26 protein-coding genes and 1 pseudogene are annotated in these 25,183 nt (G+C 60.1%); 20 read left to right on the forward strand and 7 right to left on the reverse strand.

What is annotated here, in order from left to right; genetic code table 11:
- The first annotated feature begins 2 nt into the window (after positions 1-2).
- The 4 genes from I6N89_RS22000 to I6N89_RS22015 are packed head-to-tail and all read left to right on the forward strand — an operon-like array spanning position 3 to position 3,570.
- Positions 3-920, forward strand: coding sequence for a c-type cytochrome (locus I6N89_RS22000; RefSeq protein ID WP_007803405.1), 918 nt, complete (start codon positions 3-5; stop codon positions 918-920).
- A 43-nt stretch (positions 921-963) separates the two neighbouring features.
- Positions 964-2,358 (forward strand): multicopper oxidase family protein, encoded by a 1,395-nt coding sequence (locus I6N89_RS22005; protein ID WP_007803406.1) that lies wholly within the window; start codon positions 964-966, stop codon positions 2,356-2,358.
- Positions 2,355-2,837 carry a c-type cytochrome gene (locus I6N89_RS22010; RefSeq protein WP_007803408.1) on the forward strand — a complete coding sequence of 161 codons (483 nt, stop codon included), beginning with the start codon at positions 2,355-2,357 and terminating at the stop codon, positions 2,835-2,837. Before I6N89_RS22005 ends, I6N89_RS22010 begins: the two co-directional genes overlap by 4 nt.
- Position 2,838: 1 nt before the next feature.
- A complete protein-coding gene (locus tag I6N89_RS22015; RefSeq protein ID WP_009807488.1) occupies positions 2,839-3,570 on the forward strand; it encodes a DsbA family protein in 732 nt (243 codons plus the stop codon).
- Positions 3,571-3,612: 42 nt separating this feature from the next.
- On the opposite strand, the gene I6N89_RS22020 is transcribed toward I6N89_RS22015, so the two are convergent.
- Positions 3,613-3,813, reverse strand: a complete 201-nt coding sequence (locus tag I6N89_RS22020; RefSeq protein ID WP_007803412.1) for a heavy-metal-associated domain-containing protein — start codon at positions 3,811-3,813, stop codon at positions 3,613-3,615.
- Between the two features lie 152 nt (positions 3,814-3,965).
- Between I6N89_RS22020 and I6N89_RS22025 the strand changes: the two genes are divergently transcribed.
- Together I6N89_RS22025 and cueR are read left to right on the forward strand one after the other, a co-directional pair.
- Entirely contained in the window at positions 3,966-6,476 is a 2,511-nt protein-coding gene (locus tag I6N89_RS22025; protein WP_007803414.1) for a heavy metal translocating P-type ATPase, read from the forward strand.
- A gap of 12 nt (positions 6,477-6,488) precedes the next feature.
- Positions 6,489-6,887: a Cu(I)-responsive transcriptional regulator gene (gene cueR, locus I6N89_RS22030; protein WP_007803416.1), complete on the forward strand. Its 399-nt coding sequence runs from the start codon at positions 6,489-6,491 to the stop codon at positions 6,885-6,887.
- Positions 6,888-6,908: 21 nt separating this feature from the next.
- Here cueR and I6N89_RS22035 read toward each other — a convergent pair whose 3' ends face one another.
- On the reverse strand, positions 6,909-7,673 hold the full coding sequence (locus I6N89_RS22035; RefSeq protein ID WP_012187037.1) for a MauE/DoxX family redox-associated membrane protein: 765 nt from the start codon (positions 7,671-7,673) through the stop codon (positions 6,909-6,911).
- 12 nt (positions 7,674-7,685) lie between these two features.
- Positions 7,686-8,522 carry a DUF305 domain-containing protein gene (locus I6N89_RS22040; RefSeq protein ID WP_012187184.1) on the reverse strand — a complete coding sequence of 279 codons (837 nt, stop codon included), beginning with the start codon at positions 8,520-8,522 and terminating at the stop codon, positions 7,686-7,688.
- Between the two features lie 179 nt (positions 8,523-8,701).
- Here I6N89_RS22040 and I6N89_RS25720 point away from each other — a divergent pair, with 179 nt between their 5' ends.
- From I6N89_RS25720 to I6N89_RS22060, 4 genes are all read left to right on the forward strand, one after another.
- Positions 8,702-9,283 carry a L,D-transpeptidase gene (locus tag I6N89_RS25720; protein WP_012187183.1) on the forward strand — a complete coding sequence of 194 codons (582 nt, stop codon included), beginning with the start codon at positions 8,702-8,704 and terminating at the stop codon, positions 9,281-9,283.
- Positions 9,284-9,408: 125 nt separating this feature from the next.
- A complete protein-coding gene (locus tag I6N89_RS22050; protein ID WP_007803424.1) occupies positions 9,409-10,671 on the forward strand; it encodes a multicopper oxidase family protein in 1,263 nt (420 codons plus the stop codon).
- Between the two features lie 140 nt (positions 10,672-10,811).
- Positions 10,812-11,297 (forward strand): disulfide bond formation protein B, encoded by a 486-nt coding sequence (locus tag I6N89_RS22055; RefSeq protein WP_008327308.1) that lies wholly within the window; start codon positions 10,812-10,814, stop codon positions 11,295-11,297.
- 42 nt (positions 11,298-11,339) lie between these two features.
- Positions 11,340-12,005 carry a L,D-transpeptidase gene (locus tag I6N89_RS22060; RefSeq protein ID WP_012187180.1) on the forward strand — a complete coding sequence of 222 codons (666 nt, stop codon included), beginning with the start codon at positions 11,340-11,342 and terminating at the stop codon, positions 12,003-12,005.
- 76 nt (positions 12,006-12,081) lie between these two features.
- On the opposite strand, the gene I6N89_RS25850 is transcribed toward I6N89_RS22060, so the two are convergent.
- A complete protein-coding gene (locus I6N89_RS25850; protein WP_012187179.1) occupies positions 12,082-12,639 on the reverse strand; it encodes a hypothetical protein in 558 nt (185 codons plus the stop codon).
- A gap of 397 nt (positions 12,640-13,036) precedes the next feature.
- Here I6N89_RS25850 and I6N89_RS22070 point away from each other — a divergent pair, with 397 nt between their 5' ends.
- The 5 genes from I6N89_RS22070 to I6N89_RS22090 all read left to right on the forward strand — a co-directional run bounded on the left by I6N89_RS22070 (position 13,037) and on the right by I6N89_RS22090 (position 19,008).
- Positions 13,037-13,645: an EF-hand domain-containing protein gene (locus I6N89_RS22070; RefSeq protein ID WP_012187178.1), complete on the forward strand. Its 609-nt coding sequence runs from the start codon at positions 13,037-13,039 to the stop codon at positions 13,643-13,645.
- A gap of 140 nt (positions 13,646-13,785) precedes the next feature.
- Positions 13,786-14,172, forward strand: coding sequence for a DUF302 domain-containing protein (locus I6N89_RS22075; RefSeq protein ID WP_007803435.1), 387 nt, complete (start codon positions 13,786-13,788; stop codon positions 14,170-14,172).
- 105 nt (positions 14,173-14,277) lie between these two features.
- Positions 14,278-15,198 carry a prolipoprotein diacylglyceryl transferase gene (gene lgt, locus I6N89_RS22080; RefSeq protein WP_007803438.1) on the forward strand — a complete coding sequence of 307 codons (921 nt, stop codon included), beginning with the start codon at positions 14,278-14,280 and terminating at the stop codon, positions 15,196-15,198.
- Between the two features lie 78 nt (positions 15,199-15,276).
- The gene (locus I6N89_RS22085; RefSeq protein ID WP_012187177.1) at positions 15,277-17,622 is read left to right on the forward strand and encodes a copper-transporting P-type ATPase; all 2,346 of its coding nucleotides are present in this window, start codon (positions 15,277-15,279) and stop codon (positions 17,620-17,622) included.
- 48 nt (positions 17,623-17,670) lie between these two features.
- On the forward strand, positions 17,671-19,008 hold the full coding sequence (locus tag I6N89_RS22090) for an APC family permease (protein WP_007803442.1): 1,338 nt from the start codon (positions 17,671-17,673) through the stop codon (positions 19,006-19,008).
- Positions 19,009-19,015: 7 nt separating this feature from the next.
- Here I6N89_RS22090 and I6N89_RS22095 read toward each other — a convergent pair whose 3' ends face one another.
- Positions 19,016-19,660 (reverse strand): hypothetical protein, encoded by a 645-nt coding sequence (locus I6N89_RS22095; RefSeq protein WP_007803445.1) that lies wholly within the window; start codon positions 19,658-19,660, stop codon positions 19,016-19,018.
- A gap of 109 nt (positions 19,661-19,769) precedes the next feature.
- Between I6N89_RS22095 and I6N89_RS22100 the strand changes: the two are divergent.
- The 3 genes and pseudogenes from I6N89_RS22100 to I6N89_RS22110 form a co-directional block, all read left to right on the forward strand.
- Positions 19,770-19,889: pseudogene (locus I6N89_RS22100) on the forward strand (IS5/IS1182 family transposase); the annotation flags it as partial.
- Positions 19,877-20,599: a cytochrome c biogenesis CcdA family protein gene (locus tag I6N89_RS22105; RefSeq protein WP_007803446.1), complete on the forward strand. Its 723-nt coding sequence runs from the start codon at positions 19,877-19,879 to the stop codon at positions 20,597-20,599. The pseudogene I6N89_RS22100 and the gene I6N89_RS22105, both read left to right, overlap by 13 nt.
- Before the next feature lie 193 nt (positions 20,600-20,792).
- Positions 20,793-21,458, forward strand: coding sequence for a L,D-transpeptidase (locus I6N89_RS22110; RefSeq protein ID WP_007803448.1), 666 nt, complete (start codon positions 20,793-20,795; stop codon positions 21,456-21,458).
- 47 nt (positions 21,459-21,505) lie between these two features.
- On the opposite strand, the gene I6N89_RS22115 is transcribed toward I6N89_RS22110, so the two are convergent.
- Complete coding sequence (locus I6N89_RS22115) at positions 21,506-21,793, reverse strand: hypothetical protein (RefSeq protein WP_369817429.1); 288 nt, start codon at positions 21,791-21,793, stop codon at positions 21,506-21,508.
- Positions 21,794-22,138: 345 nt separating this feature from the next.
- On the opposite strand from I6N89_RS22115, the gene I6N89_RS22120 reads away from it, so the two are divergent.
- Positions 22,139-24,325: a heavy metal translocating P-type ATPase gene (locus I6N89_RS22120; protein WP_007803450.1), complete on the forward strand. Its 2,187-nt coding sequence runs from the start codon at positions 22,139-22,141 to the stop codon at positions 24,323-24,325.
- Here I6N89_RS22120 and I6N89_RS22125 read toward each other — a convergent pair.
- Positions 24,319-24,582, reverse strand: a complete 264-nt coding sequence (locus I6N89_RS22125) for a hypothetical protein (protein WP_224888552.1) — start codon at positions 24,580-24,582, stop codon at positions 24,319-24,321. The genes I6N89_RS22120 and I6N89_RS22125 overlap by 7 nt on opposite strands.
- Before the next feature lie 109 nt (positions 24,583-24,691).
- Here I6N89_RS22125 and mntR point away from each other — a divergent pair, with 109 nt between their 5' ends.
- On the forward strand, positions 24,692-25,150 hold the full coding sequence (mntR, locus tag I6N89_RS22130) for a manganese-binding transcriptional regulator MntR (protein ID WP_008327326.1): 459 nt from the start codon (positions 24,692-24,694) through the stop codon (positions 25,148-25,150).
- Positions 25,151-25,183: the final 33 nt, after the last annotated feature.

Consider the following 25,183-nt stretch of genomic DNA (forward strand, 5'->3'; position numbering starts at 1 on the left):
CCATGCGCCGGTTCTTGACACTCGTCAGCGGGGCCGCCGTGCTCGGCGCGGCCAGCCTCGGCGTCGTGATTGCATGGCCTGTCGGCAGTGCAGTGACTCCGATTGCAATAGAGGGCAATGTCGACCGGGGCGCATATCTGGCGCGCGCCAGTGGGTGCATTGCCTGTCATACCAATTTTGAAGCGGGCGGCGCACCACTTGCCGGAGGGGCGCCGCTCGAAACCCCGTTCGGAACGTTCTACCCGCCCAACCTGACGACAGACCCGGAACATGGCATGGGCGAATGGACGGCAGAACAGTTCGCAAAAGCCGTGCGGCAAGGCATCGGCCCCGATGGAACGCCGTACTATCCGTCTTTCCCGTACACCTTCTATGCGGATTTTTCTGATCAGGATATCGCTGACCTCTGGGCGGCGTTTCAAACCGTGCCGCCCGTGGACGAGCCTGCACCAGAAAATGATGTCAGCTTCCCATTCGACCAACGATGGGGGCTGAAGCTCTGGCGAGCGGCGTTCTTCTACGATCCGGATACCGAACCGATTGAAGGGCGAAGCGACGCATGGAATCGAGGACGGGAATTGGTGCGCGGTGCGGCACATTGCGGAGCCTGCCATACGCCGCGCAATCTTGCGGGAGGCCGCGATATCGGTGCTTCCTTTGCAGGCAACGCCCAGCTTCCCGGTGGCAGCAAGGCCCCCGCGATACGGCCAAAAGACCTGGTCAAAAATGACTGGACGGTTTCAAACCTCGCTTATGCGCTCCAGACCGGCATCACCCCTTCGGGCGATGCTTTCGGCGGCAGCATGGCGGAAGTGGTTCGCGAGGGAACTCGGTTTCTGACACCTGCCGATCGCGAAGCGATGGCGCTTTTCCTGCTGAACAAGGACACGGTCGAGGCGGAGAACCCCGCGTCGAACTAACACCACGCGGGGGCAACACGCCCCCGCTTTCTCGAGGATCGAAATGAGACAAACACGTCGGGATTTCTTGCGCCATGCAACACTGGCGGCCTGCGCGGCGGCCATCCCGCAGTCGGCTTTTGCCGCGACCCCGTTCGAGGACCTGATTGCCAAGGTTGCACGTCGACAGCTTCTTCCGGACACCTACCCGGAAACAGAGATCTGGGGCTATGACGGCCTCGTTCCGGCCCCGGAAATCAGGGTCACACAAGGCGATCGGGTGCGTCGCAGGTTTCGCAACGAGGTACCCGATCCCAGTTCGGTTCACTGGCACGGAATCCGGATCGACAACGCGATGGATGGCGTTTCAGGGCTGACCCAAGAGGCCGTAGCGCCGGGTGGAACCTTTGACTACGACTTCGTCGTACCGGACGCGGGCACCTATTGGTATCACGCGCATAATCGCTCATACGAGCAAGTCGCGCGTGGTCTGCGCGGTGCCTTGATCGTCGAAGAGGTCGATGGACCGGACATCGACCGCGAGGAAGTCATCGTTCTGGAGGACTGGTTGCTCGACCCTGAGAGCGGGCAGCTGTTCGACAATTTCGAACAGCCCATGATGATGAGCCACGGTGGACGTACCGGCAACTTTATCACGACCAACGGGCGCTATGACCTGACCTTGCCCGCGCAGCGCAACGAGCGCATTCGCTTGCGGATCATCAACGCAGCAAGCGCTCGAATTTTCCCGCTGAGGCTCTCTGGATTCAGTGGCTGGACGGTGGCCGTGGATGGAATGCCAACCGGCCAACCCCAGTCGGTTGACGGCGAGTTGATCCTCGGCCCGGCACAGCGCGTCGACTTAATTGTGGATGTGACCGAAGACGAAGGCGGCACCGCCCAATTGCTTCGCATCGGCGATGATGATCAACTGACCCCGTTGGTGAGTTTTCTGGTCAACGGCACAGCCAGTTCAGTACCAAGAGGCAAGCCACTGCCGTTGCCGCCGAACCCCGCGGCACACGCCCCGGACCTTGCCGATGCGCGTGATTTGCGACTGGTCATGTCCGGCGGGGCAATGGGGCGAATGCAGTCCGCATTGCTTGGCGGGGAACGTCTTGGATTCCGTCAGCTTGCCCAAGCGGGCAAATTCTGGGCCCTGAATGATGTCGCCGAAATGACCTACACGCCACTGGCCGATCTATCCCTGAACGAGCCGGTGCGCCTGAAGATCGAGAACCAGACCGTTTTCCCACATGCGATGCACCTGCACGGGATGCATTTCCGCGAGCTGCGCCCCGACGGCGCGTTCGGGCCGATGCGGGACACGATCCTGTTGGCCGGCAACGAGTCCCGGGAGATCGCCTTTACGGCAGACAATCCCGGCAAGTGGCTGTTCCATTGCCACATGCTCAGCCACGCCGCATCTGGCATGACAACCTGGATACGGGTCACATGAGATATCTCGTTTGGTCCCTTCCGATCACTGTCGCAGCAGCCGCCTTCACGTATTGGCTCTCGACCAGTGCATCCTCGGATGTCGGCAGCGCGTCCAGGGCGGAGAGCTACGACATCGAAGAAGGCGCGTTGCTCTACGCAGAAAACTGTGCGTCTTGTCATGGCGCGGGTCTGGAAGGCCAGCCGGAATGGCGAACGCCCGGCGCGGATGGGCGCCTGCCAGCACCACCACATGATGAGACGGGTCACACCTGGCATCATCCTGACAGCCTGCTCTTCGATTACACAAAACTGGGGGGTGCGGCGCTTCTGGCGCGTCAGGGCGTCGAATTCGACAGTGGCATGCCCGGTTTCGCAGACGTGCTGACCGACCAGCAAATTCACAACATCCTGGCCTTCATCCGGTCCACCTGGCCAGACCGCATCCGCGAAGTCCAGGCCGCGCGGACAGAAGCCGACGAACAACGGGGAGAGAACTAAAATGCGTTTCAGACAAGCCTTCACGACGGTCGCGATAGCTGCCTTGCTTCCGATACCGGCACTCGCGGACGAACTGTCAGAGTCCCGGGTCAAGGAACTTGTGCTCGAGGCAATCCGCGAGAACCCGGAGATTGTCATGGAGGCCGTGGCGATCCTCGAACAAAGGCAGGCGCAAGCGCAGGAGCTCAGTCAGGCCCAAGTTCTGAATGACCAGCGCGATCTGATCGAGAACGATCCGAATGCGCCGGTTCTCGGCAACCTGGAAGGGGACGTCACTGTTGTGGAATTTTTCGACTACAACTGTCCCTATTGTCGGCGGGTCAAACCCGAGGTGCGGGCTTTGATCGAAGACGATCCCAACATTCGCCTCGTCTATCGTGAATGGCCCATTCTCGGAGACGGATCGGTGTTTGCCGCGAAAGCGGCCTTGGCAGCGCGCAAGCAGGACAAATACGAAGAGTTTCACTGGGCAATGATGGGGCTGGAAGGCCGCGCGGAAGAGGCCTCCGTGCTGCGCGTGGCCGAGGAGATCGGCCTGGATATCGCGCAGTTGCGCAAGGACATGGAGGCCCCCGAGGTCGAAGAGCACATTGCGACCTCCATGCAACTGACCCAAGCTCTGGGCTTTAACGGCACGCCGTCTTTCGTGATCGGGGATGCGCTGGTCCCGGGCTTCGTCGAAAAGGCGCAGCTTGCCGACTTGGTCGAGGAAGCCCGCAAAGTCGAAGACTGAAATTCTGTGCCCGGACCACCCTTGGGTGGTCCAGGCACTGCATCAAGCGGCCGCAGGTTCCACGTTGTAGCCCGCATCCCGAATGATCGCTTGGACCTGATCGGCTGGTAACACGCTGTCGACATGCACCTGTCGGGCAGAAAGGTCACATTCTACGCCTGCATTCGGATCTGCGCTCTTCACCGCGCTTTCGATTGCTGCGGTGCAATGCCCACAGCTCATGTCCGGAACGCTGAACTTCATCGGAACCACTCCTTGATCTGATTTCTATCGGTGACATGGGGCTTCCCCCCGCTGGAAGGTCAAGTGAAGAAATTTATTTGGCGCCCTCCCATTGACCCTCCAGTAACTGGAAGCCTCATATTCCACTTCGAATGGAAAAACAGGTGACACATATGCCCGAACCCAAACAGATCAGCCTGCCGATCGAAGGCATGTCATGCGCGTCCTGCGTTGGCAGGGTCGATCGCGCATTGAATGCAATCGACGGCGTAGAGGATGTGTCGGTGAACCTTGCCTCGGAAACTGCTCGCATGAGCGTGGACGCGCTCAAGCGCATTCCCGACATCATCGAATCCCTTCGCGAGCTGGGCTACCCCGCGCGGAAGGCCAGGGCCGAACTCACGATTGCAGCGATGTCCTGTGCCTCTTGCGTCGGGCGGGTCGATAAGGCGCTTGCCGCGGTGCCCGGGGTGGTCGAGGTGAACGTCAACCTCGCCTCAGAGACGGCGACGGTCATTTACGTCGAAGGTCTTGTCACGACATCCGATCTGATCGAATCAAGCGGCGCGGCAGGGTATCCAGCAACCGTGGCAACGGCCCAGGCCGGTGACGACAGAGTTGCGCGCAAGGAGGAAGAGGCTCAGGCGCTTGCCAAACGGGTCACCTTTGCGGCCATCCTCGCCTTGCCGGTCTTCCTGATCGAAATGGGTGGCCACGTCATTCCGGCCGTTCATATGCTGATCGAGACCACGATTGGCCAGCAGACGAGTTGGCTTCTTCAGTTCGTGCTGACGACAATCGTTCTCTTCGGCCCGGGCCGGACGTTTTACACCAAGGGTTTCCCGGCCTTGTTCCGGGGTGCCCCCGACATGAACAGCCTCGTCGCGGTCGGCACCGGGGCGGCTTACCTTTATTCCGTGGTTGCGACATTCGTACCGTCGGTCCTGCCTGACACGCTGCGCACCGTCTATTTCGAGGCGGCAGCGGTCATCGTCGTTCTGATCCTTCTGGGGCGGTTTCTTGAAGCGCGCGCCAAGGGGAGAACGGGCGCGGCCATCCAGAAGCTATTAGGGCTTCAGGCGCGGACTGCACGCGTGATGCGGGACGGAGAAAGCGTCGAGATCGAGATCGATGCGCTGGTTCAGGGTGACATCGTCATCGTGCGCCCTGGTGAACGCATCGCGGTCGATGGCGAGGTCATCGAGGGGACCAGCCGCGTCGACGAAAGCATGCTGACAGGCGAGCCGATCCCCGCTGAAAAAGGTGCCGGAGATACGGTGACCGGCGGGACGGTCAACGGCGCCGGAAGCCTACAGTTCCTCGCCACGCGGGTCGGCGCCGACACGACCCTGGCGCAGATTATTCGCATGGTCGAAGAGGCCCAGGGCGCCAAACTGCCGATCCAGGGATTGGTCGACCGGATCACCTTGTGGTTCGTGCCTGCCGTGATGGCGATCGCGGCGGCGACCGTGCTGGTCTGGCTGTTTTTCGGGCCTGATCCGGCCCTGACGATGGCGCTGGTCGCCGGTGTGTCGGTGCTCATCATCGCGTGCCCCTGCGCGATGGGGCTTGCGACGCCGACCTCGATCATGGTCGGGACGGGACGTGCTGCGGAAATGGGTGTCCTGTTCCGTAAAGGTGACGCCTTGCAGCAACTTGATTCCGTTGATGTGGTCGCCCTCGACAAAACAGGCACGGTGACCGAGGGGCGACCCGCACTGACTGACCTTGTGCTGGCGGAAGGGTTCGATCGCCCAACAACGCTCTCGAAGATCGCTGCCGTGGAGTCGCTCTCCGAGCATCCTGTCGCGGACGCCATCGTGCGGGCCGCGCGGGCCGAGGGCGCACCTCTTGTGGCGGCCGAAGGCTTTCAATCGGTCACAGGTTACGGCGTGCGCGCCGTGGTCGAAGACGTGGAGGTGTTGGTTGGGGCCGACCGCTACATGGCGCGCGAAGGCATTGACGTCTCGGCATTGGCTCCAGAGGAAACGAAGATCGCAAGCAAGGGTCGCACGGCGCTTTACGCTGCCATAGATGGGCGTGTCGCCGCCGTGATCGGCGTGGCCGATCCGGTCAAACCGGCAAGCCGCGCAGCCATCGCAGCGCTGCACGAAAAGGGTCTTGCGGTTGCGATGATCACCGGCGACAAACGCGAAACCGCCGAAGCCATCGCCCGCGAAACCGGTATCGACCACGTCATCGCCGGCGTCCTGCCGGACGGCAAGGTTGCGGCGCTCGACAGTTTGCGCCAAGGGAACAAGCGCATCGCCTTTGTCGGCGACGGGATCAACGACGCCCCGGCGCTGGCGCATGCCGATGTGGGCATCGCCATTGGAACCGGCACCGATGTGGCCATCGAATCTGCGGATGTCGTCCTGATGTCGGGCGATTTGCGCGGCGTGGTGAACGCCTTCGAAGTATCGCGGCGGACCATGCGCAACATCCGGCAGAACCTGTTCTGGGCCTTTGCCTACAACGTGGCACTTATTCCGGTCGCTGCCGGGGTGCTTTATCCCGCCTTTGGGTTGCTCCTGTCACCAATCCTTGCGGCGGGTGCGATGGCGTTGTCCTCGGTGTTTGTCCTGACCAATGCCCTGCGGCTGCGGCGCATCGCGCCTGCGATGGACGAGCAGCGCGCAATCCCGGCAGAGCTGGCAGCCGCCACTCCTGCTCCAGCAGAATAACGGAGGTTCGACATGAACATCGGAGACGTTGCCCGACAATCGGGTGTGCCCCCAAAAACAATCCGCTACTACGAGGACATCGGGCTGATCCGCCCGAACCGTAGCGAGAACGGCTACCGCGCGTTCACCGAGAGCCACATTCACAAGCTGGCGTTTCTGGGTCGCGCACGGGCCTTGGGGTTCACCATCGAAGATTGCAGGACGCTCCTGTCGCTCTACGAGGATGAAAACCGCGAAAGCATGCAAGTGAAGGCGGTTGCGGAAGACCATCTGCGCCAGATCGAGGAAAAGATCGCGAAACTGCAATCCATGCGCGCGACGCTCGCCGAACTGGTGGAAAAATGTGCCGGGGATCACCGGCCCGACTGCCCCATCATCGAGGATCTGTCGCCGGAGCGGTTGGCCAAGTGACAGGCAAGAAGGGGCTGTACCTCAGAACCAGATCGCGCGGACCGGCATCCAGATACCCATGAAGATCATCATCAGGTTTTCCGTCAGCGAAATGAACCCCAGCGGGACGGAACTGTCACCGCCGACGCAGGCGCATTTCAGCTCTCTCTTGTCGATATAAACAGCCTTGAACACGCTGACAGCGCCGACCGTGCCGATAAACAGGGCGACAGGCGCCGAGAGCCACAGCAGCGCGCCGGCAGTCATCAGGACACCTGCCAACGCTTCGCCGAACGGGTAGACCTTGCCGTATCGCACCCATTTGCGCGCCAGCAGATCGTAGTTGAGGAACATCGTCGAAAACCCTTCGACATCCTGCAATTTCTGGATCGCGAGAATGGTCATGGACAGCGAAATGAACCATTCGAACCCCCGCAAGGTAAGGACCGACCCGTACTGGTGCCAAGACAGGCCCAATGCCAACAGCGCGGCAACGGAAAAGATCGCGATGACCGGCTGGTAGGTCGTGTCGCTTTGCTCTTCCTCGGGTGGGTCAATGTCGAAAAACACCCTGAGATCGTCGTAACCGCCGATCCGTTCGTCCCCGATGAAAGTCTGCGGCGTCGTCTCGACCCCGTGCTTCTCCATGAAAGCATCGGTGTCTTCACGGGTGTCAAGCGGATGGTCTTCCACCTCGAAGCCTTGCCGCTCCAGCAGGTCTTTCGATTTCAGACCGTAGGGGCAGACATGGCCCGGCATGACCATGCGATAAAGCTGCGCGGATTTACTGTCTGTGTCGCGGGGCATGTCCTTTCCTCCTTATCCGCTGCACGTAAGTTGACCACGGAACCCGGCTTCGTAGTCGGTTCCCGCGCTGACGATCAGATCGGTCAGGTCACCGTTCGTCTCTGCGATCTCGGCCGACAGCGGGCCTTCAGAAAATGCATTTTCGCCCTGCGCATTCAGGCGCACCAGATCACCGCTGATCTTCATTGCGGCGGCAGACCCTTCGCCGGTTTCACCAGTCACCAGTACAGCCGGACTGTCCGAGGTGTAAGCAAAGCGGCAATTTCCGCCATTCGGGAACACCGCAGCGATTTCGTCTTCCGTCAGAAACTCAGGATCGACCTTCGACACGACCTCCGTTTGAAGCGCCTGTTGCGCATCCACAACCTGCGCCGGCGTTTCGCTTCGCGTGGCCGATGCTTCGCCGTTTGCTCCAATGTCAGCAATAAGGTAGCGCATTTCGGCGATTTCCTTGTCCTGCGCATAGATAATGTCGTCTGCGAGCCCCCGGACGCGCGGGTCGGTGATCTCGGCACGAGTCGACGTCATGATGGCGATCGAGTGGTGCGGGATCATGGCGCGCATGTAGGACCTGTCCTGCACCGTGAATTGCCCGCGAACCAGCCAGAGGCTCGCCGCGAAAAGGACTATTGCGCCAACGAAAATCGCGATGTTGGCTTTGGTGTTCTGATACATGGACAACATGTACGCCAACATGATCACGGCCATGGTCGCCCCCATCAGGATGGCCATGTAAAGGCGTGTCTCCGAAAAGAAGATATGGCCCCAAAGATAGGTGTTCAGGTACATCAGAACGAACATGACCACGGTCGATGTTCCGATCATCATAAAGAATCGTGAGTAGTGCATTTCCAGTCACCTCCTTGCAGTTCTCTGTAAAACAACAACATTCCAGCGCTGGAGAGTTCCAAAAGCACGAATTTTCGTAGTTTCAAGGCAACAAAGGCGCGTCGTTTGCCCCGGTTCACGGCTTCTTTTCTTTGCCCCTGACGCGCACTGAATTTTCATGGGTCCGAGGAGATCGCGCCATGCAGAATTTCACGAGACGAGAATTGATTTGTGCCGGAGCGATGGGTTGCTTTCTGCCCACAACTGCCTGGGCCCACAAAGTCAAATTGCCCGAACGGTTCGAACCACAATTGGTAAACACCCGTCGTGGTGACTGGGTTAAAGGCGATGTCCACGTCGTTCCCGACGATTTTTTCCTTTATTTCATGCTCGAGGACGGGATGGCGATCCGCTACGGGGTCGGGGTAGGGCGCAAAGGTTTGTACGAACCCGGAGAGTTCACGGTAGCGCGCAAGGCCAAATGGCCATGGTGGCGGCCAACGAACGCCATGATCCGGCGCGAGCCACGCAAATACGCAAAGTACAAGGATGGACTGAAAGGCGGGCCAAACAACCCGCTCGGGGCCCGCGCGCTCTATCTCTACGATGCCGAGGGACGCGATACCTATCTTCGCATTCATGGAACGAACGCCCCGGAGACAATTGGGTCTGCCGTGTCGAATGGATGCGCGCGGTTGACGAATGAACATGTGAAGGATCTGTACGAACGCGTTGAAATCGGCGCCCGCGTCTTCCTGTATCCCAAAGTGACAACGGCGTGAGGAGTGTTCTGTCGCCTTGAAGTTCCTCTTCCGGAAATGGCACAAGTGCGGCAGTTGGCGAAAGCCAGTCTATCATTCATGAGGTGACGGAATTGTCTTTGAGCCGGAGGTCTTTCCTTGGCGGGATGACCGTTGCGCTGGCTGGTACCCGCTTGCCAGCAGCGACACACGAGTTGATCCTCGCGCCCCAATCGATCAAGGCGCACCTTGCTGGGTACGACGTGTCGATGTTGGGCTTCAACGGTGGTCTGCCGGGCCCAGAAGTCAGAATGCGACAAGGACAAACCGCCCGCATTACCCTCGATAACCGATTGGAGGAGGGCGCTCTCGTTCACTGGCATGGGTTGCGGGTTCCAAATCGGATGGATGGTGTCAACGTCCTCACTCAGGATGTGGTCATTCCGGGCGACTCGTATCGTTATCAATTCGGCGTCCCGGATGCCGGCACGTATTGGTATCACTCGCATTACCTGTCTTACGATCAGGTCAGCCGCGGTCTTTTCGGCGCCTTCATCGTCGAGGAGCAAAATGCGCCGGCTGTCGACCATGACATCGTTGTTCAGTTCTTCGATGTCTTGCTGGATCAGTCCGGGCAGTACGACGAAGCGTTCAACCCGGCCCACTTCGCAACCGAGGGCCGTATCGGCAATACGGTCACGGCACTTGTTTTCAATGGAACCGGCAAGACTGTGAAACGAGGCGACCGTCTGCGACTGCGTCTCATAAATCCCTCTATCGACAGGGTGTACCGTGTCGGCCTGGATGGTTTGATAGGCAAGATCGTTGCACTGGATGGCATGCCTCTGGCGCATCCTCGGACGCTCGAACCGATCCTTCTCGCTCCGGGGCAAAGATGCGATGTGATTGGTGATGCGACCGGGCCTATTAGATTCGACGACAGCTTTGGAGAACAGACGTTGAGCCTTGGCGAAATCGCTGTTTCCGGTTCCCGTGAGCCCGCGAAAGCGCCCATCACCGCATTGCCCGCCAACCGAATGCCCGCCCCGAAAGACCCCGGCCAAACCGCGGAGCTGGTGCTCCAGGGAGGTGCGGGAAGCGCGTCCCACAACGGCACAGGGACATGGGCGCTCAATGACGTATCCGGCCTGCCTCGAAGGCCTTTCCTATCCGCCGCGCAGGGGACGACCGCGCGCATTTCGATCCGCAACGAAACCGGGTTCCCACACGTCATGCATCTGCATGGCCACCATTTCTGGGAACTCGATGCGGCGGGTGAAGCCGGTCCATACCGGGACTCGACCTATCTGGATACCGGCGAGACGCGGGATATTCTCGTCGTCCTGGACAATCCGGGATCGTGGATGCTGCATTGCCACATGTTGAGCCACCAAGCCGACGGTATGGCAACGTGGATCAGAGTCGGCTGAGGGTCGAGACGGATACATACCGTTACAAATCTCTGAATGATAACAGGCCTTTCGCCGTCTACGTAACCTGACAAGCGAGAAACAGGTCCATCGACTGCCAATGGGAGCGTTCATTGACCCTGACACCAAAATCTCTCGGCATGACTGCGGCGGCAGGATCAGCCGCCTTGCTGTTGGGGGCCTTCGTTTTCCAGGCTCTTGGGTACGCGCCGTGCGCAATGTGCATCTGGCAACGCTACCCACACGCAATCGCCATTGGAATGGGCGCTCTGTTGCTCTTTGCTCTGCCGATTTTGCCAATCCTGATAATCGGTGCCCTGTCGGTACTCAGCACATCCGCGTTGGGAGTGTTTCATACCGGTGTCGAGCGCGGCTGGTGGGAGGGACCGACTTCTTGCACGGGATCCGGCCTCGATGTTTCCCAAATGTCGGTATCGGAATTGCTGCCCTCTGCCAGTTCAAATACGTCCAATCTTGTTCTGTGCAGTGAGGTTGTCTGGGAATTTCTGACGTTGTCCATGGCCAGTTGGAACGCGATCCTAAGCGGTGTCCTTGCTTGCCTCTGGTTGGTCGCGATCGCAAGACATCAAAAGGTTCGGTGGCATGGGGTCGCGGACGTTTCTTGAATCGTCCCGCATTCATCGAAAACAAACAAAGGGCTTCGCTTCATGGTTACAAGACGACACTTCCTTGCACTTTCCGGCTCGCTGTTTTCAGCGTCTCTGAGTTCGCCAGCATTCGCTAAGACCTGGCCGTCAACAGCCGAAAAAGCAGCTTGGGATGCGCAGATCACGCCCGCCAACTATGACCCGGCAACAACCAACCCATGGGGGCTGCATCCCAGGCTGCTGCCGCAACGCGTTTTGGCGAATGACGGTTTGCGCCCGGGTGACATTCACGTCGATGCGATCGCGCGCTATCTGTACCATATCGAGGAAGGTGGCACCGCGATGCGATACGGGGTGGCGATTGCCAAGGGCGATCTCTATGAACCCGGCACCTATACGATCCGCCGAAAGGTCGAATGGCCGCACTGGACGCCAACGCAGTCAATGATCGAACGCGATCCGGAGGCTTACGAGCGGTTTGCCGACGGTATGGAGCCCGGCCCCAACAATGCCTTGGGCAGCAGGGCTTTGTATCTATTCGTCGGAGATCGGGATACGTACCTTCGAATTCACGGAACGCCGAGCCCTCGCAGCATTGGCGGCCGGGCCAGTTCGGGATGCGTGCGCATGGTGATGGCCCACATCAATGATCTCTATCCGAATGTCGCTGTCGGATCGACGGCGTTCCTTTACTCGGCCGAAGACAGCGTTACCGCTCGAAGCTAACCTATTGCATCTTTGGCTCACACGCCGAGGACTGCGTCGTGCAGGGACATCTTCCAATGAATTGTTGGACGAACACTCACGGCTGTGTCGCAAGTGAACTTTCGAACTGTGCGATCGCTACGGATTTGTCGTCCTCATCGTTCTCGAACAGCTTTGTGGTTCGCACGCCCGGCAACTTGCCAAAATCCGCCATCAGGCGCTTTGGAAAAAATGTGCGTCCGATGGATTCAAATCCTGGTAATTGTCTGAGTACCGCGGAGGTACTGGCACTACAAAAACCGGAAGCGGCTGGGCCGCTGGCAATTGCAAGGCGCAAAGCCTGCTCCGCGACTTCGGGAGACACATCGATCTCTTGTATGACGACATGGTAGGTCTCGCGAGCATGAGCCCGCGCATAAAAATCGGCCACTTGTGGAGTAATGCCATAAAGCACATCTCCCCGTTCCGGTACAGCGCTCAGCCGGACCGTTCCTGCCGGATCGAAGATAACACGCTGCGACCCATTAATCATGACGCTGCTATGCGCACCCGCCCCGGACCTGTTGTTGATCATGGTGTACAACGTCAGCGCGGCCGGTCCATCGTGACGGTAGGATGCGCTACTGATGACTTCGGCTGAAGCATCCGGGCGCATGTCGTTTCCTGCACCGCACCCCGCCAAAATTACCAAGGTTAGAACTGAGAAAATGCGGTTCAAAAAGAGCACCCTGCAGCCTCCTGCCATGGGTTGAATGATTGAATTTTCGGGATATTCAGGGCCTCTAGCAATCTCGACATCAACTCTTCCGGATTTCACCTCTACCGAAACATGGGTTCGGTTTCGGTTGGTATACGGATCCTCGACACCTTTTTTTCTGGATATCGCATGTTTCAGATGAAGAGGAGCGTTCGCCCCGAATTGATTTGTCGCAATTTGTAACAGACCCCGCCTTTGTGACCTCGCGATACAAAACACCGGCTCGCGTGGCATTCCGCATCTGCAGGTGCCCCCCATATGCTGGGTATCGCAACACTGACACGAGGTGATCGAAATGAAACGCAACACTTTACTCGCTGCAATGACCCTGGCTGCAACCGCCCTTGGCGGTGCCGCATTCGCGGACGCCAACCACGGGCGTGGGGGACAATTTGGCGCCCAGAGCGGACCAGGCATGATGCAGAACGGTGGTCCCGGTATGATGGGGAACATGGGCGGAATGATGGACATGATGAAGCGCATGCACGGAAACATGATGGGCGCAGGCATGATGGGCGCAGGCATGGGCAGTGGTATGATGAGCCCAGGCATGGCTGGCGGCATGATGCAAATGTTCGACACTGATGGAGACGGCACAACGACGCCGGAAGAAATGCGCACGCAGCTGCAGGCCAAGCTTTCCGAGTTTGACAGCGACGGGGATGGAAGCCTCTCGATTACCGAGTTTGAAGCTCTCCACAGCGCGATGATCCGCGAAATGATGGTGGATCGCTTCCAACACCTCGATGCCGATGGCGACGGCGCGGTGACGCCGGAAGAGATGGCCGCTCCTGCCGATAGGATGGAGCGGATGCAGATGATGCGGTCGAATATGGCAGATGCGCCTGCGCGGCCTGGCAACGGTCAGGGCATGGGCAACGGCTCCATGATGCAGGACAACTGAGCCAATGGGTGCCGGTTTTTTTCCGGCACCCGTCCTCACAACCCCAAAACCATTCGCGGTCGGGACATTGAACCGAACCGCGACCTGAACCGTTTAGCCTCGGTATGCCAACAAATAGAGACACGGAAAGGAAAATTCCCATGGCCTATACCTATGATCGCGTCCTGAAAGACACCAAAATCGATGACGCAGAGATGCGTGTTCGGGATGCTTTGGCAGACAAGGGCTTCGGCGTTCTGACTGAGATTGACGTCAAAGCGACGATGAAAAAGAAACTTGATGCGGACATGCCGCCTTACCGCATCTTGGGGGCCTGTAATCCGGGCATGGCGCACAAAGCCATCGAGATCGAGCCTCGCATCGGTGCGATGCTTCCCTGCAATGTTATCCTGCGGCAACTGGACGGCGACACCGAGGTCAGCGCGGTCGATCCTGTCGCTTCGATGCAGGCGGTGCAGAACCAAGACCTGGACGCGGTCGCCGGCGAAGTCCGCGATCTCCTTCGGGACGCCCTCGACACCGCGTGATGGCGGGATGGGCGTTGGATGCCCTGTCGCAGATCGAGCGCCTTTAGCGGTGCTCGATCAATGCCATCTAATCCCCACGTAAATTCCTGATGAGGAACTCACCCAGTGCTGCCAGCGGGATTGCCATTTCCGGATATTGGAACCGACCTCTTCTCCTTCGACATCGGGGGGGTCACATTCGCACTCCGCTGGTACGCGCTAGCCTATATCTTCGGTATCCTGATTGGCTGGCGCATTTGTTCGAGTGCCATAAGCCGTCCCGCGCTCTGGACGTCAGCTGGACCGCCGCTTGACCGAACGCAGATCGAAGATCTTCTGACGTGGATCATCATCGGCGTGATTGCTGGTGGTCGCCTGGGCTTTGTACTGTTCTACCAGCCCGCATATTATCTCGCCAATCCCTTGGAAATTCTGATGGTCTGGCAAGGCGGCATGTCTTTCCACGGGGGGTTCGCGGGAGTTGTCATCGCGGCCTTGCTGTTCTGCCTTAGACAGAACGCGTCATTGCTCAGCACTGGCGACTTGCTGGCTTTGGCAACACCACCAGGCTTGTTTCTTGGAAGGCTGGCGAACTTCACCAACAATGAGTTGTGGGGGCGTCCAACGGACGTTCCCTGGGCGGTGATCTTTCCCGGCGAAGTCGCGCAGGCCTGCCCAGGGGTTAGCGGCCTCTGCGCCCGACACCCGTCCCAGCTGTACGAGGCGGTATTGGAGGGGCTCATTCTTGGAATACTGCTCATTTATCTCGCTTGGGGCCGGGGCTGGCTGAAAATGCCCGGTGCCTTGGCTGGCGTGTTTCTGACCGGCTATGGTCTTGCCCGAAGTTTCGTCGAGATGTTCCGGCAACCGGACCAACAATTTGTGACGGCGGACAACCCGATCGGCCATGCGCTTCATTTTGGTGAGTGGGGTTTGACCATGGGCCAGTTGCTCTCCATGCCAATGGCGCTGGTCGGGCTGGCGTTGATCGTGTTCGCCCGGCGGGAACGGGGCCGGACAGCGCCACCCCGCAGAGCCGCAATGTAATCGCCGTACTGATCTCTCTTGACCCTCCCGCGGATGGAAGCCCTAGGCAAGAGAAGCATTCTCGGAAAGGACCGCAAAATGAGCACTCCCGACAGTTCTGAAACCACAGCAGCTTCTTCGGTATTCGTTTGCCCCATGCACCCTGAGGTGCGGCAGGACGAGCCCGGCAATTGTCCGAAATGCGGGATGCACCTCGTGCCGGAATCGGAGCTCGAGGTCCATTCAGCACATGATCATCACGAACACCACGCGGGTGCCACGCCGGCCGATGGCCGATATGATCTGGTTCCTACAGGACATGATGGTCCCATTTTCACCTGCCCGATGCACCCTCAGGTGCGGCAGCCTGATCCGGGCGCGTGTCCGATCTGTGGTATGGGATTGGAACTGGAATCCGGTGTGCCGGGCGATGAAGGTCCAAACCCCGAACTGGTGGATTTCACACGGCGGTTCTGGGTCGGCACAGTCCTGACGATCCCGCTCCTTGTCCTCACGATGGGGCCATTCGTCGGTTTCCCCGCAGTCCGGACTTTTTTTGGCGAAAGCACCACACAATGGATCGAATTGATCCTGGCAACGCCAGTGGTCTTGTGGTGCGGCTGGCCGTTTCTGGAACGCGGATGGATTTCGTTCCGCACATTGAACCTCAACATGTTCTCCCTGATCGGCATGGGCGTTCTTGCCGCCTGGCTCTTCAGCGTCGTTGCCGTTCTCGCACCGGACATATTCCCTGATGGGTTCCGAGACTCCGAAGGCCATGTCGGCGTCTATTTCGAGGCGGCGGCGGTGATCGTGACGCTGGTGCTGCTCGGCCAGGTGATGGAACTACGCGCCCGCGAGGGGACCGGCAAGGCGATCCGCGCGCTTCTCGACATGGCGGCAAAGACCGCGCGGGTCATCCGGGACGACGGATCCGAGGAGGAAATCCCGCTGGAGGACGTGCAAGTCGGGGACCGGCTGCGCGTGCGGCCCGGTGACAAGGTGCCGGTCGATGGCGTGGTTCTGGACGGCCGGTCCTCGGTCGACGAAAGCATGATCTCCGGTGAACCCGTGCCGGTCGAGAAGACCGAGGGCGACCCGCTGACCGGCGCGACGATCAATGGCACCGGCAGTCTGGTGATGGAGGCGACGCGTGTCGGGTCCGACACGATGCTGGCTCAAATTGTCGAGATGGTGTCGAACGCGCAGCGCTCGCGCGCCCCGATCCAGAAATACGCCGACAAGGTGGCGGGATATTTCGTTCCGGCCGTCATCGGTATCGCGGTCCTGTCCTTCATCGCCTGGGCGATCTGGGGGCCCGCGCCTGCGCTTTCCTACGCATTGATTTCGGCGGTGGCGGTTCTGATCATCGCCTGTCCTTGTGCGCTTGGCCTGGCGACACCGATGTCGATCATGACAGCGACAGGACGGGGCGCTCAGGCAGGGGTGCTGATCAAGAACGCCGAGGCGCTGGAGCGGTTCGAGAAAGTCGATACCCTGATCGTCGACAAGACCGGCACGTTGACCGAAGGCAAGCCGCGGCTTGTCGACGTACTCCCGCAACCCGGCCACGACGAAGCCGAGGTCTTGCGTCTCGCCGCATCGCTTGAGCGCGGATCGGAGCACCCCTTGGCCGAAGCGATCGTCAGGGGTGCGGAGGAGCGAGATGTCAAAATGGACGAGGCACGGGACTTCGAGGCGGTCACTGGCAAGGGCGTCAAGGGGGTCGTTGACGGCAAAGCGGTCGCGCTCGGCAATTTGGCGATGATCCGCGAATTGGGGCTCGAGGCGGGCGCGTTGACCGCCAAGGCCAATGCCCGCCGCGACGAAGGCGAGACGGTCATGTTCGTTGTGCTGGATGGCGAGATCGCCGGTCTAGTTGCTGTCGCCGACCCAGTGAAGGAGACCACGCCAGAAGCCATCGAGGATCTGCATGAACTGGGGTTCCGCGTCATCATGGCGACCGGCGACAACGAACGCACGGCCAAGGCCATCGGCACGCGGCTCGGAATCGATGAGATCCGGGCCGACGTGCTGCCGGAGGACAAGGCGCGGATCATCCTTGAGTTGCAAGAGGCGGGCCACAAGGTCGCCATGGCCGGGGATGGCGTCAACGACGCCCCCGCGCTCGCGCAGGCCGATGTCGGCATCGCCATGGGCACCGGCGCCGATGTGGCCATCGAAAGCGCGGGCGTCACGCTGGTCAAGGGCAACCTTGATGGTATCGTGCGTGCGCGGCGGCTCGCCCGGGCCACGATGCGCAACATCCGCCAGAACCTGTTCTTCGCGCTGATCTACAACGCCTCCGGCGTGCCGGTCGCGGCGGGAGTTCTGTTTCCCTTCTTTGGCATCCTCATCAGTCCGATGTTTGCTGCCTTCGCCATGAGCGCGTCGTCAATCTCGGTGGTGCTCAATTCGCTGCGCCTTCGCGGCGTTCGTATCTAGAAGCGCGCAACAGCGTTCGGATGAACCAAAATTAAAAGGGGGCCATTTATGCAGAGCGAAAAAGAAACGTACCGCGAAAATTCCATCAGTCTGGGCGGAGCCGTTGCGATGGGGACAGGCGTGATGATCGGCGCTGGAATCTTTGCGTTGACGGGGCAAATCGCGCAGCTCGCCGGCCCGCTTTTCCCGCTTGCATTCATCGCCGGCGCGGTCGTCACAAGCTTCAGCGCCTACAGCTACATCAGGATGTCGAACAAATGGCCGTCCTCGGGTGGCATCGCCATGATCCTGCAGAAATGCTATGGCCCCGGAGCCATCGCGGGCGGGGCCGCACTGCTGATGGCGCTCAGCATGGTGATCGCGGAAAGCCTCGTCGCGCGAACCTTCGCCACCTATGTCCTGCGCCCTTTCGATATCGAAGGTGGCCCATTGGTCCCCGCTCTGGCTGTGGCCGTGATCGTTTTCGCCTTTTTGGTGAACATGGCCGGAAACCGCTCGGTCGGGCTGTTCTCGTTGATCATGGCCGCGATCAAGATCGGAGGCATAGCTCTGTTTGGCATCGCGGCCCTGTGGTCCAGTGGTTTTGCGTTCGCCGCGGCGTCCGAGACCTCACAATCCTACGGGCTCACGGGGTTCATCGCCTCTACGGCGCTGGCCATCCTTGCGTTCAAGGGATTCACCACGATCACCAACAGCGGAGCCGAGATCACTGAACCAAATCGCAATGTTGGCCGAGCGATCATGTTCTCTATCGGAATCTGCGTCGTCGTCTACCTGTTGGTCGCCTACGGGGTCGGTTCGAGTCTCACGATCGAGGAGATCATCTCAGCGCGTGACTATTCGCTGGCACAAGCGGCGCAGCCCGCCCTTGGACAAACCGGCTTCATACTCACGGTGATCCTGGCCGCTGTCGCAACGGCGTCCGGCGTTCTGGCCAGCGTCTTCGCGGTGTCGCGTATGCTGGCGATGCTGACCGACATGGAAATGATCCCGCACAGCCACTTCGGTATGCCAGGTCCCATCCAACGCCACACCCTGGTCTATACTGTCGTCATCGCCGCGACGTTGGCCGTGCTCTTTGATTTAGGCCGGATCGCATCCCTCGGTGCTTTCTTTTACCTCGTCATGGACATGATCATACATTGGGGCGTGTTCCGCTATCGTCGAGCAGACGTCGGCGCCTTCGGTATCGTGCTTTTGACTGCCCTGGCGCTCGATGCGATAGTACTGGCAGCTTTCACCGTGATGAAGCTTCAAAGCGACCCGATGATCGTTCTCTACGCCGCTGTCGGGATGATCGCTGTGTTCGCCTTCGAGCGCGTTTACTTGTCGCAATGGGTGGCACCGCAAGTCGCCCCCGCCCCCGCCCACGCCCACGGTGATTAGCCTGCCATCACCTGGCCTGAAGAGATGCGATGCCTTGTGCGCCGATCGTGATCAGCCCGACCGACAAGGCAAACGCAGCCAGGGCAAGCAGCATCACGCCCGTGTTCATGGGCAAGCGACGTACAACCGGTCCAAGAAATTCCGACCGCCCGAAAGCCGAGACGTAGAGCGGCAACGCGCTTATCATAGTCGCATAGAGGTAAACGCCGGAGATGTTCTCGAAAAACGCCGAACGCGCAAGAGTCGGGGATACAACCGCCAAAGCGGTTGAACGATTGCCGCCGAATGACCCGAACCAGTCGGCAGATAGAACGTATATCAGCACGTGGAGACCTGGAAAGAGAAGGGCTCTGAGCAAGACATCGACCAGCACGAAAAACGCCGTGTCTCTTGAGCCCGCCTTTGGTTGCTTTGTCATAGCGAAAAGGAAAAAACTGACATAGTTGACGGCAAAAACCACGGGCAAACCGTTGGTCGCAACCTGCCTTAGTAAGCGCATGAGTGCCGGTCCGCCGGCAGCAAGAGCCGGAGCAAAGCCCGGAGCCAGTAAGACGTAGAACAACAGGACCGGCAGTAATGCAGCGAAGCTGAACAGCAGGACATTTCTAACAAACTGAGCCGCGGGCATACTGATAGAGAAAAATCTATCCATTGAAATAGCCTGCCATGTGGGCACCACTAGGTCGATGATACGGGGCGTTGTTGTACAAGTCTGACGCCTCAGGATTCCCTTCGCGAACCCATGCTGTTAGCCGCATTCCATGAGCAACCCATCTCCCGCCCGCTATCGTACGACCAACTGGTCCAGCTACAACGCATCGCTGCGCAAGCGGGGGTCCCTGCTGATCTGGGTCGACGAAGACATCACTTGGCGCGCGCCCTCACCGCCGCCCTCCTAGCCGGCACGATATCATTTCTGTCCCCCTGCGTGCTACCTCTTGTGCCAGGTTATGTCTCCTACGTAACCGGGCGCACAGCCGCTGAGGGCGGGGTGGTCGGCGCTTCGCCGTCGCGCGCGGTCTGGCTGAGCCTGTGTTTTGTCCTCGGCTTCTCCACCATCTTCATGGGACTTGGCGCATCCGCGACTGCAATGGGTCAGGCCCTGCTTCGGTGGCGGTATGAACTCAACCTCGTTGGGGGCGGCATCATCATTTTCTTCGGGCTCTTCATGATAGGAGCCGCGCGTGTTTCGGTCATGGAACGCGACTTCCGATTCAATCTCAACATCCCCGGGGGCCAACCCGCTGCGTCCTATGTCCTCGGTCTTGCCTTCGGTTTCGGCTGGACTCCGTGCATCGGCCCGATCCTCGGCGCGATCCTGACAGCCAGTGCGGCGAGTGCCACGATGGGCGAAGGTATCATGCTGCTTGCCGTCTATTCCGCCGGCCTTGGAATACCGTTTCTGATCGTGGCCGGATTCACCGACCAGATCGCGGGACGGTTGCGGGCCATCGGCCGGGTTGGCCGCCGCCTCCACCAGCTTGCGGGCATAGTGATGATCTTGATGGGGCTGGCGATGATGACAGGGCAGTTGAGCGCGCTGTCATACTGGATGCTCGACGTATTTCCGGTTCTGGGACGGATCGGATAGCTCCATTAGTAGCAGCGTCTATTGATAACAGAAAATTTTCTTGAACCTCTAGTAGCTTTAGGAGTTAAGCCACCGACAAAGAACGGCACCATGGAGCAAGTTGCCAATAACGCCTCACTCCTTCCCGGGCGAACAACACTGCGTTCGGGGTAAGGTTCGGTTTGCCGTCCAATGCGTGAACGGAGCAATCTATATGCTGACAAGACGACATTTCATCCAGACGACCACCGCGCTGTTTTCGGCATCGATATCCAGCCCGCTCCTTGCAGACACGTGGCCTACCGATGCGCAGAAGGCAGCTTGGGACGCACAGGTTACACCTCCCGGCTACGACCCGGCCACGTCCAACCCTTGGGGCCTTCACCCTCGCTTCCTGCCACAGCGGGTCCTCGCGAAGGACGGACTTGTACCCGGTGATATCCATGTCGATGCTGTTGCGCGCTATCTCTACCACATCGAAGAAGGCGGCACGGCGATGCGCTATGGCGTGGCGATCGCGCGCGGTAAACTTTACGAACCGGGCACCTATACGATCAAGCGCAAGGTCAGGTGGCCGCATTGGCAGCCGACACAAAACATGATCGACCGCGACCCAGAGCTTTACGCCGATATCGCTGACGGTATGGAACCCGGACCTGAAAACGCGCTCGGATCGCGAGCCCTCTATCTCTTCGTCGGCGACCGAGACACCTATCTAAGGATTCACGGGACACCGTATCCAAGAAGCATTGGCGGCCGTGCGAGTTCCGGCTGCGTCCGAATGGTCATGGCACACATCAATGATCTCTATCCCAACGTCGAGATTGGCTCGACGGCATTCCTGTACTCGGCGGAAGACAGCGTCACCCCGAGAAGTTGACTGGCGCATCATGTGTTACGCGTGGGCTTGACGCATCTATGGGCTGATCAGGACTGGCGCGAAGTGCAGATGGGGTTGCCACCTGCCGAGCGTAGCGGAACCAAGGTGTTTTCCACCGGACCGCTGTGTTCATACCAATAACAGCCATCCTCGGGACGAAGCCGCGCCGTGGTGAGATCCTGACCAGGCGCAGCAAGGGCAATGACGGCCTCGGGAACACTTCCCACTTCGTTGCGAGCGCCGCCGTCGTCCAGCGTTGGCACCGCGCAGCCAGCAAGCACCAATGTCGCTGCGATAATCGGCGCGTTTCGTTTCTGCATGTCTACCTCACTCATTCTGATCGCTTCGTACCGGCAAGCGTTGCTCCAACCGCGTCGTTTCAAGGGGGCGGCTAGCTTCAAGCCTCCGCAGGGCGCCTTTCTTGCTGGACGAATATCCACTTGTTGCCCTTGAAGCTCTAGTTACTGTAGGGGCTATGTCAATGTGGAATCAATGAATCCTGAGGTCAATCCATGTCTTCCGACGGCAACCGCAACGATCACGGCCATCCGGGTGATCAAGAGCATTCTGACCCAAGAGGCAACTCCTGTTGCGACGCCAGCAAGGACGTCGCGTCCACGGCGCCAGCGCCGTCTGGCGGAAGGAGCTTTCAGGTCTCCGGGCTCGATTGCGCCGAAGAGGTGGCGATCCTGAACCGGGTTGTCGGGCCGAAAGTGGGCGGAACCGAACACCTGGCATTCGACGTGATCAACGGGCGAATGACCATCCTCGATAGCGCCGAGAGGATACCAGACGACGAAGTCACGCAGTTGGTCGCAACGACCGGCATGAGCGCCAAGCCATGGGATGCCGACAACGCAGCAGAGGACCAGGCGGCGCATCTGGCACGTCAGAAGCGCTTTACCTCGTTGAGCGGCGGCTTCTGGGCGGCGGGATTCCTTTTTCACATTGTCGAGACCGGCATGGGCGGCGCGCTCGGGCTCTTTGCGGGCCATGGCGAGGTGCCTATGCCTATGGTGGAAGCAGGGATCTTCGCCGTCGCGATTCTTTTTGGCGTCTGGCTTGTCGCGCCCAAGGCCTGGTCTTCGGCGCGGAGGCTTAGCCCCGACATGAACCTGCTCATGGTGGTGGCCGTCGCGGGCGCCATCGGCCTCGGCGAGTTTTTTGAGGCCGCGACGGTCGCCTTCTTCTTCTCGCTTTCGCTTTATCTTGAGAGCTGGAGCGTGGGGCGGGCGCGTAATGCGGTTTCCGCGCTCCTCGATCTGGCGCCGCCAACGGCGCGGGTTCTTTACGACGACGGATCTGAATCCGACGTTCCGGCCGCGGCCGTGGCAGTCAATGCAAGGTTTATCGTGCGCGGCGGCGACCGGATCCCCCTCGACGGTGAGGTCGTGGACGGGGCAGGGGCCGTCGATCAGGCCCCAATTACTGGGGAAAGCGCGCTAGTGCCCAAGGAACCAGGCGACGAGGTCTATGCCGGCACGATCAACGGCGAGGGCACACTGACGGTGCGGGCGACGAAGGCCGCCTCGGACACGGTGCTCGCGAAAATCATTCGCATGGTGGGCGATGCCCATGCCCGCCGCGCGCCGGTCGAACAGTGGGTGGCCAAGTTCGCGCGCATCTACACACCCATCGTGATGGCTTTGGCGATCGCCATCGCGCTGGTGCCGCCACTGCTGCTCGGCGGCGCCTGGGACTACTGGTTCTACAATGCTCTGGTCCTTCTGGTCATCGCATGTCCTTGCGCGCTGGTCATTTCTACGCCGGTCTCCATCGTGGCAGCGCTGACCGCGTCGGCACGGGCGGGGGTGCTCATCAAGGGCGGCGCCTATGTCGAGGCGCCGGGGCGGACCACGGCACTGGCGATGGACAAGACCGGGACGATCACCATGGGCGAGCCTGAGGTGGCGGCGGTTCACCCACTGGTCGGCGTTTCCGCACGCGATCTCATGGCGCTGGCAGCAAGCCTGGAGGCGCGGTCTTCACACCCGCTGGCACGCGCCATCCTCTCGCGCGCCGAAGCCGATGGTGTTTCCGTGTCTGCCGCAGAGGACACCCGTACCGTGCCCGGGCGCGGTCTGGAAGGACGCGCCGACGGGCGCGCTATCTGGCTCGGCTCGGATCGCTTCGCCGAAGAGAAGGGGTTCGGCAATGCCATTCCGGCGGATCTGCGGGATCGGATCGAAGGGGCAGGGAGCACCCTCGTTGCCGTGGGTGACGAGACCGGCGTGACCGGCGTACTGGAGCTTCGCGACCGCATCCGCCCAGATGCAAAGGGGATCGTTGCGCGTCTGCATGCGCAGGGTGTGAAGACCATTGTGATGTTGACGGGCGACAACGAACGCACCGCGCGCGCGGTGGCAGCCGAAGTCGGCATCGACGAGGTGCGCGCCGAACTTTTGCCAGAAGACAAGGTGACGGCCATTGAGGAACTCGTCGAAAGCCACGACATGGTGGCGATGATCGGCGACGGTGTGAATGACGCACCGGCCATGGCGCGGGCGCATTATGCCATCGCCATGGGCGCTGTCGGATCGGATGCCGCGATCGAGACGGCCGACATCGCGCTGATGACCGACGACATCGGCAAGGTACCCTGGCTTATCGGCCATTCGCGCCGTGCCATGACGATCATCCACCAGAATATCGGCATATCGCTGGCGACCAAGGCGCTGTTCGTCGGGCTGACCGCGTTCGGTATGGCCTCAATGTGGGGCGCCATTGCTGCGGATGTAGGCGTGTCTCTGCTGGTGGTCGCCAACGCACTTCGGCTCCTGAACGGCCATCAGGTTGAGGCCGGGCCTTCAGGCGGAGAACCGGTGGGCGAGCAGATGGCGAAAGGAGCACTGGCGCACGGTCATTGATCCGGCGGTTTCGGTAGCTCGATATCGCTTTTGCGGTCCAGCCACGCCAGCGCCCCGACAGAGAATTCCGAACCCCGGTAGGGTTCCGTCCAGGCGGTCTCGATGTCGTCCCAGGGCAGAGGCTCGAGATTTCCAAGAAAGAGCGTCAGACGGTAGGCCGCTGCCTCGGGAAGCCAAGGCGCCTCCTTGGCCGGCGTCGCGGCGACAGGTCCGGACAGGAGGAGCGCACTTGCGAGTGTGGCGAGCAGCACTCTCATAATATTTCGCATCACCACGGCCTCCAAAGTAAAAAGTTAGACATGGCTAACTTATCTACCCGAAGCAAACAAGTTGTCAATCCCGCTGTTTCGCTGCAAAGTCCCGAGTATGACAAAGCTACAATCACAAGGGCGTGAGCCATTCGAAGCGGTCGACCGGGCTCCCGAGGCGCAGGCCGATGGCTTTGCGACCGTGCGTCAGGCACATGAAAGCGAGATGGCGGAGGATTACGTCGAACTGATCGCGGAACTGATCGAGACGCGCGGGGAGGCCAGACCGGTCGAGATCGCCGAGCGGCTTGGCGTGAAGCCGCCGACCGTGACCAAGAACATCTCGCGGCTCAAGGCTGCTGGTCTGGTCCGGCGGGAGCCATACCGCGCGATATTCCTCACCGATGCCGGGCAGGACCTCGCGGAGATCTGTCGACGCCGCCACAGGGTCGTCGTCGCCTTTCTTCTGAGCCTGGGAATCGACGAAGAGACCGCGGAACGCGATGCGGAAGGGATCGAGCATCACGTCAGCGGGACGACATTGGAGGCGTTCGAGCGACGGCTCAATCAGAAATGAGCTCGCCTAGATGCACATTCGCGCGATTCTCTA

This window comes from Salipiger abyssi (assembly GCF_017311415.1).
Taxonomy (GTDB): Bacteria; Pseudomonadota; Alphaproteobacteria; order Rhodobacterales; family Rhodobacteraceae; genus Salipiger; species Salipiger abyssi_A.

What these genes read in the sequence shown, in the direction of transcription:
- I6N89_RS22000 (WP_007803405.1), top strand. Translation starts at nt 3, where the DNA reads ATGCGCCGGTTCTTGACACTCGTCAGCGGGGCCGCCGTGCTCGGCGCG.
- I6N89_RS22005 (WP_007803406.1), top strand. Translation starts at nt 964, where the DNA reads ATGAGACAAACACGTCGGGATTTCTTGCGCCATGCAACACTGGCGGCC.
- I6N89_RS22010 (WP_007803408.1), top strand. Translation starts at nt 2,355, where the DNA reads ATGAGATATCTCGTTTGGTCCCTTCCGATCACTGTCGCAGCAGCCGCC.
- I6N89_RS22015 (WP_009807488.1), top strand. Translation starts at nt 2,839, where the DNA reads ATGCGTTTCAGACAAGCCTTCACGACGGTCGCGATAGCTGCCTTGCTT.
- I6N89_RS22020 (WP_007803412.1), bottom strand. Translation starts at nt 3,813, where the DNA reads ATGAAGTTCAGCGTTCCGGACATGAGCTGTGGGCATTGCACCGCAGCA.
- I6N89_RS22025 (WP_007803414.1), top strand. Translation starts at nt 3,966, where the DNA reads ATGCCCGAACCCAAACAGATCAGCCTGCCGATCGAAGGCATGTCATGC.
- cueR (WP_007803416.1), top strand. Translation starts at nt 6,489, where the DNA reads ATGAACATCGGAGACGTTGCCCGACAATCGGGTGTGCCCCCAAAAACA.
- I6N89_RS22035 (WP_012187037.1), bottom strand. Translation starts at nt 7,673, where the DNA reads ATGCCCCGCGACACAGACAGTAAATCCGCGCAGCTTTATCGCATGGTC.
- I6N89_RS22040 (WP_012187184.1), bottom strand. Translation starts at nt 8,522, where the DNA reads ATGCACTACTCACGATTCTTTATGATGATCGGAACATCGACCGTGGTC.
- I6N89_RS25720 (WP_012187183.1), top strand. Translation starts at nt 8,702, where the DNA reads ATGCAGAATTTCACGAGACGAGAATTGATTTGTGCCGGAGCGATGGGT.
- I6N89_RS22050 (WP_007803424.1), top strand. Translation starts at nt 9,409, where the DNA reads ATGACCGTTGCGCTGGCTGGTACCCGCTTGCCAGCAGCGACACACGAG.
- I6N89_RS22055 (WP_008327308.1), top strand. Translation starts at nt 10,812, where the DNA reads ATGACTGCGGCGGCAGGATCAGCCGCCTTGCTGTTGGGGGCCTTCGTT.
- I6N89_RS22060 (WP_012187180.1), top strand. Translation starts at nt 11,340, where the DNA reads ATGGTTACAAGACGACACTTCCTTGCACTTTCCGGCTCGCTGTTTTCA.
- I6N89_RS25850 (WP_012187179.1), bottom strand. Translation starts at nt 12,639, where the DNA reads ATGCGCCCGGATGCTTCAGCCGAAGTCATCAGTAGCGCATCCTACCGT.
- I6N89_RS22070 (WP_012187178.1), top strand. Translation starts at nt 13,037, where the DNA reads ATGAAACGCAACACTTTACTCGCTGCAATGACCCTGGCTGCAACCGCC.
- I6N89_RS22075 (WP_007803435.1), top strand. Translation starts at nt 13,786, where the DNA reads ATGGCCTATACCTATGATCGCGTCCTGAAAGACACCAAAATCGATGAC.
- I6N89_RS22085 (WP_012187177.1), top strand. Translation starts at nt 15,277, where the DNA reads ATGAGCACTCCCGACAGTTCTGAAACCACAGCAGCTTCTTCGGTATTC.
- I6N89_RS22090 (WP_007803442.1), top strand. Translation starts at nt 17,671, where the DNA reads ATGCAGAGCGAAAAAGAAACGTACCGCGAAAATTCCATCAGTCTGGGC.
- I6N89_RS22095 (WP_007803445.1), bottom strand. Translation starts at nt 19,660, where the DNA reads ATGGATAGATTTTTCTCTATCAGTATGCCCGCGGCTCAGTTTGTTAGA.
- I6N89_RS22110 (WP_007803448.1), top strand. Translation starts at nt 20,793, where the DNA reads ATGCTGACAAGACGACATTTCATCCAGACGACCACCGCGCTGTTTTCG.
- I6N89_RS22115 (WP_369817429.1), bottom strand. Translation starts at nt 21,793, where the DNA reads ATGAGTGAGGTAGACATGCAGAAACGAAACGCGCCGATTATCGCAGCG.
- I6N89_RS22125 (WP_224888552.1), bottom strand. Translation starts at nt 24,582, where the DNA reads ATGAGAGTGCTGCTCGCCACACTCGCAAGTGCGCTCCTCCTGTCCGGA.
- mntR (WP_008327326.1), top strand. Translation starts at nt 24,692, where the DNA reads ATGACAAAGCTACAATCACAAGGGCGTGAGCCATTCGAAGCGGTCGAC.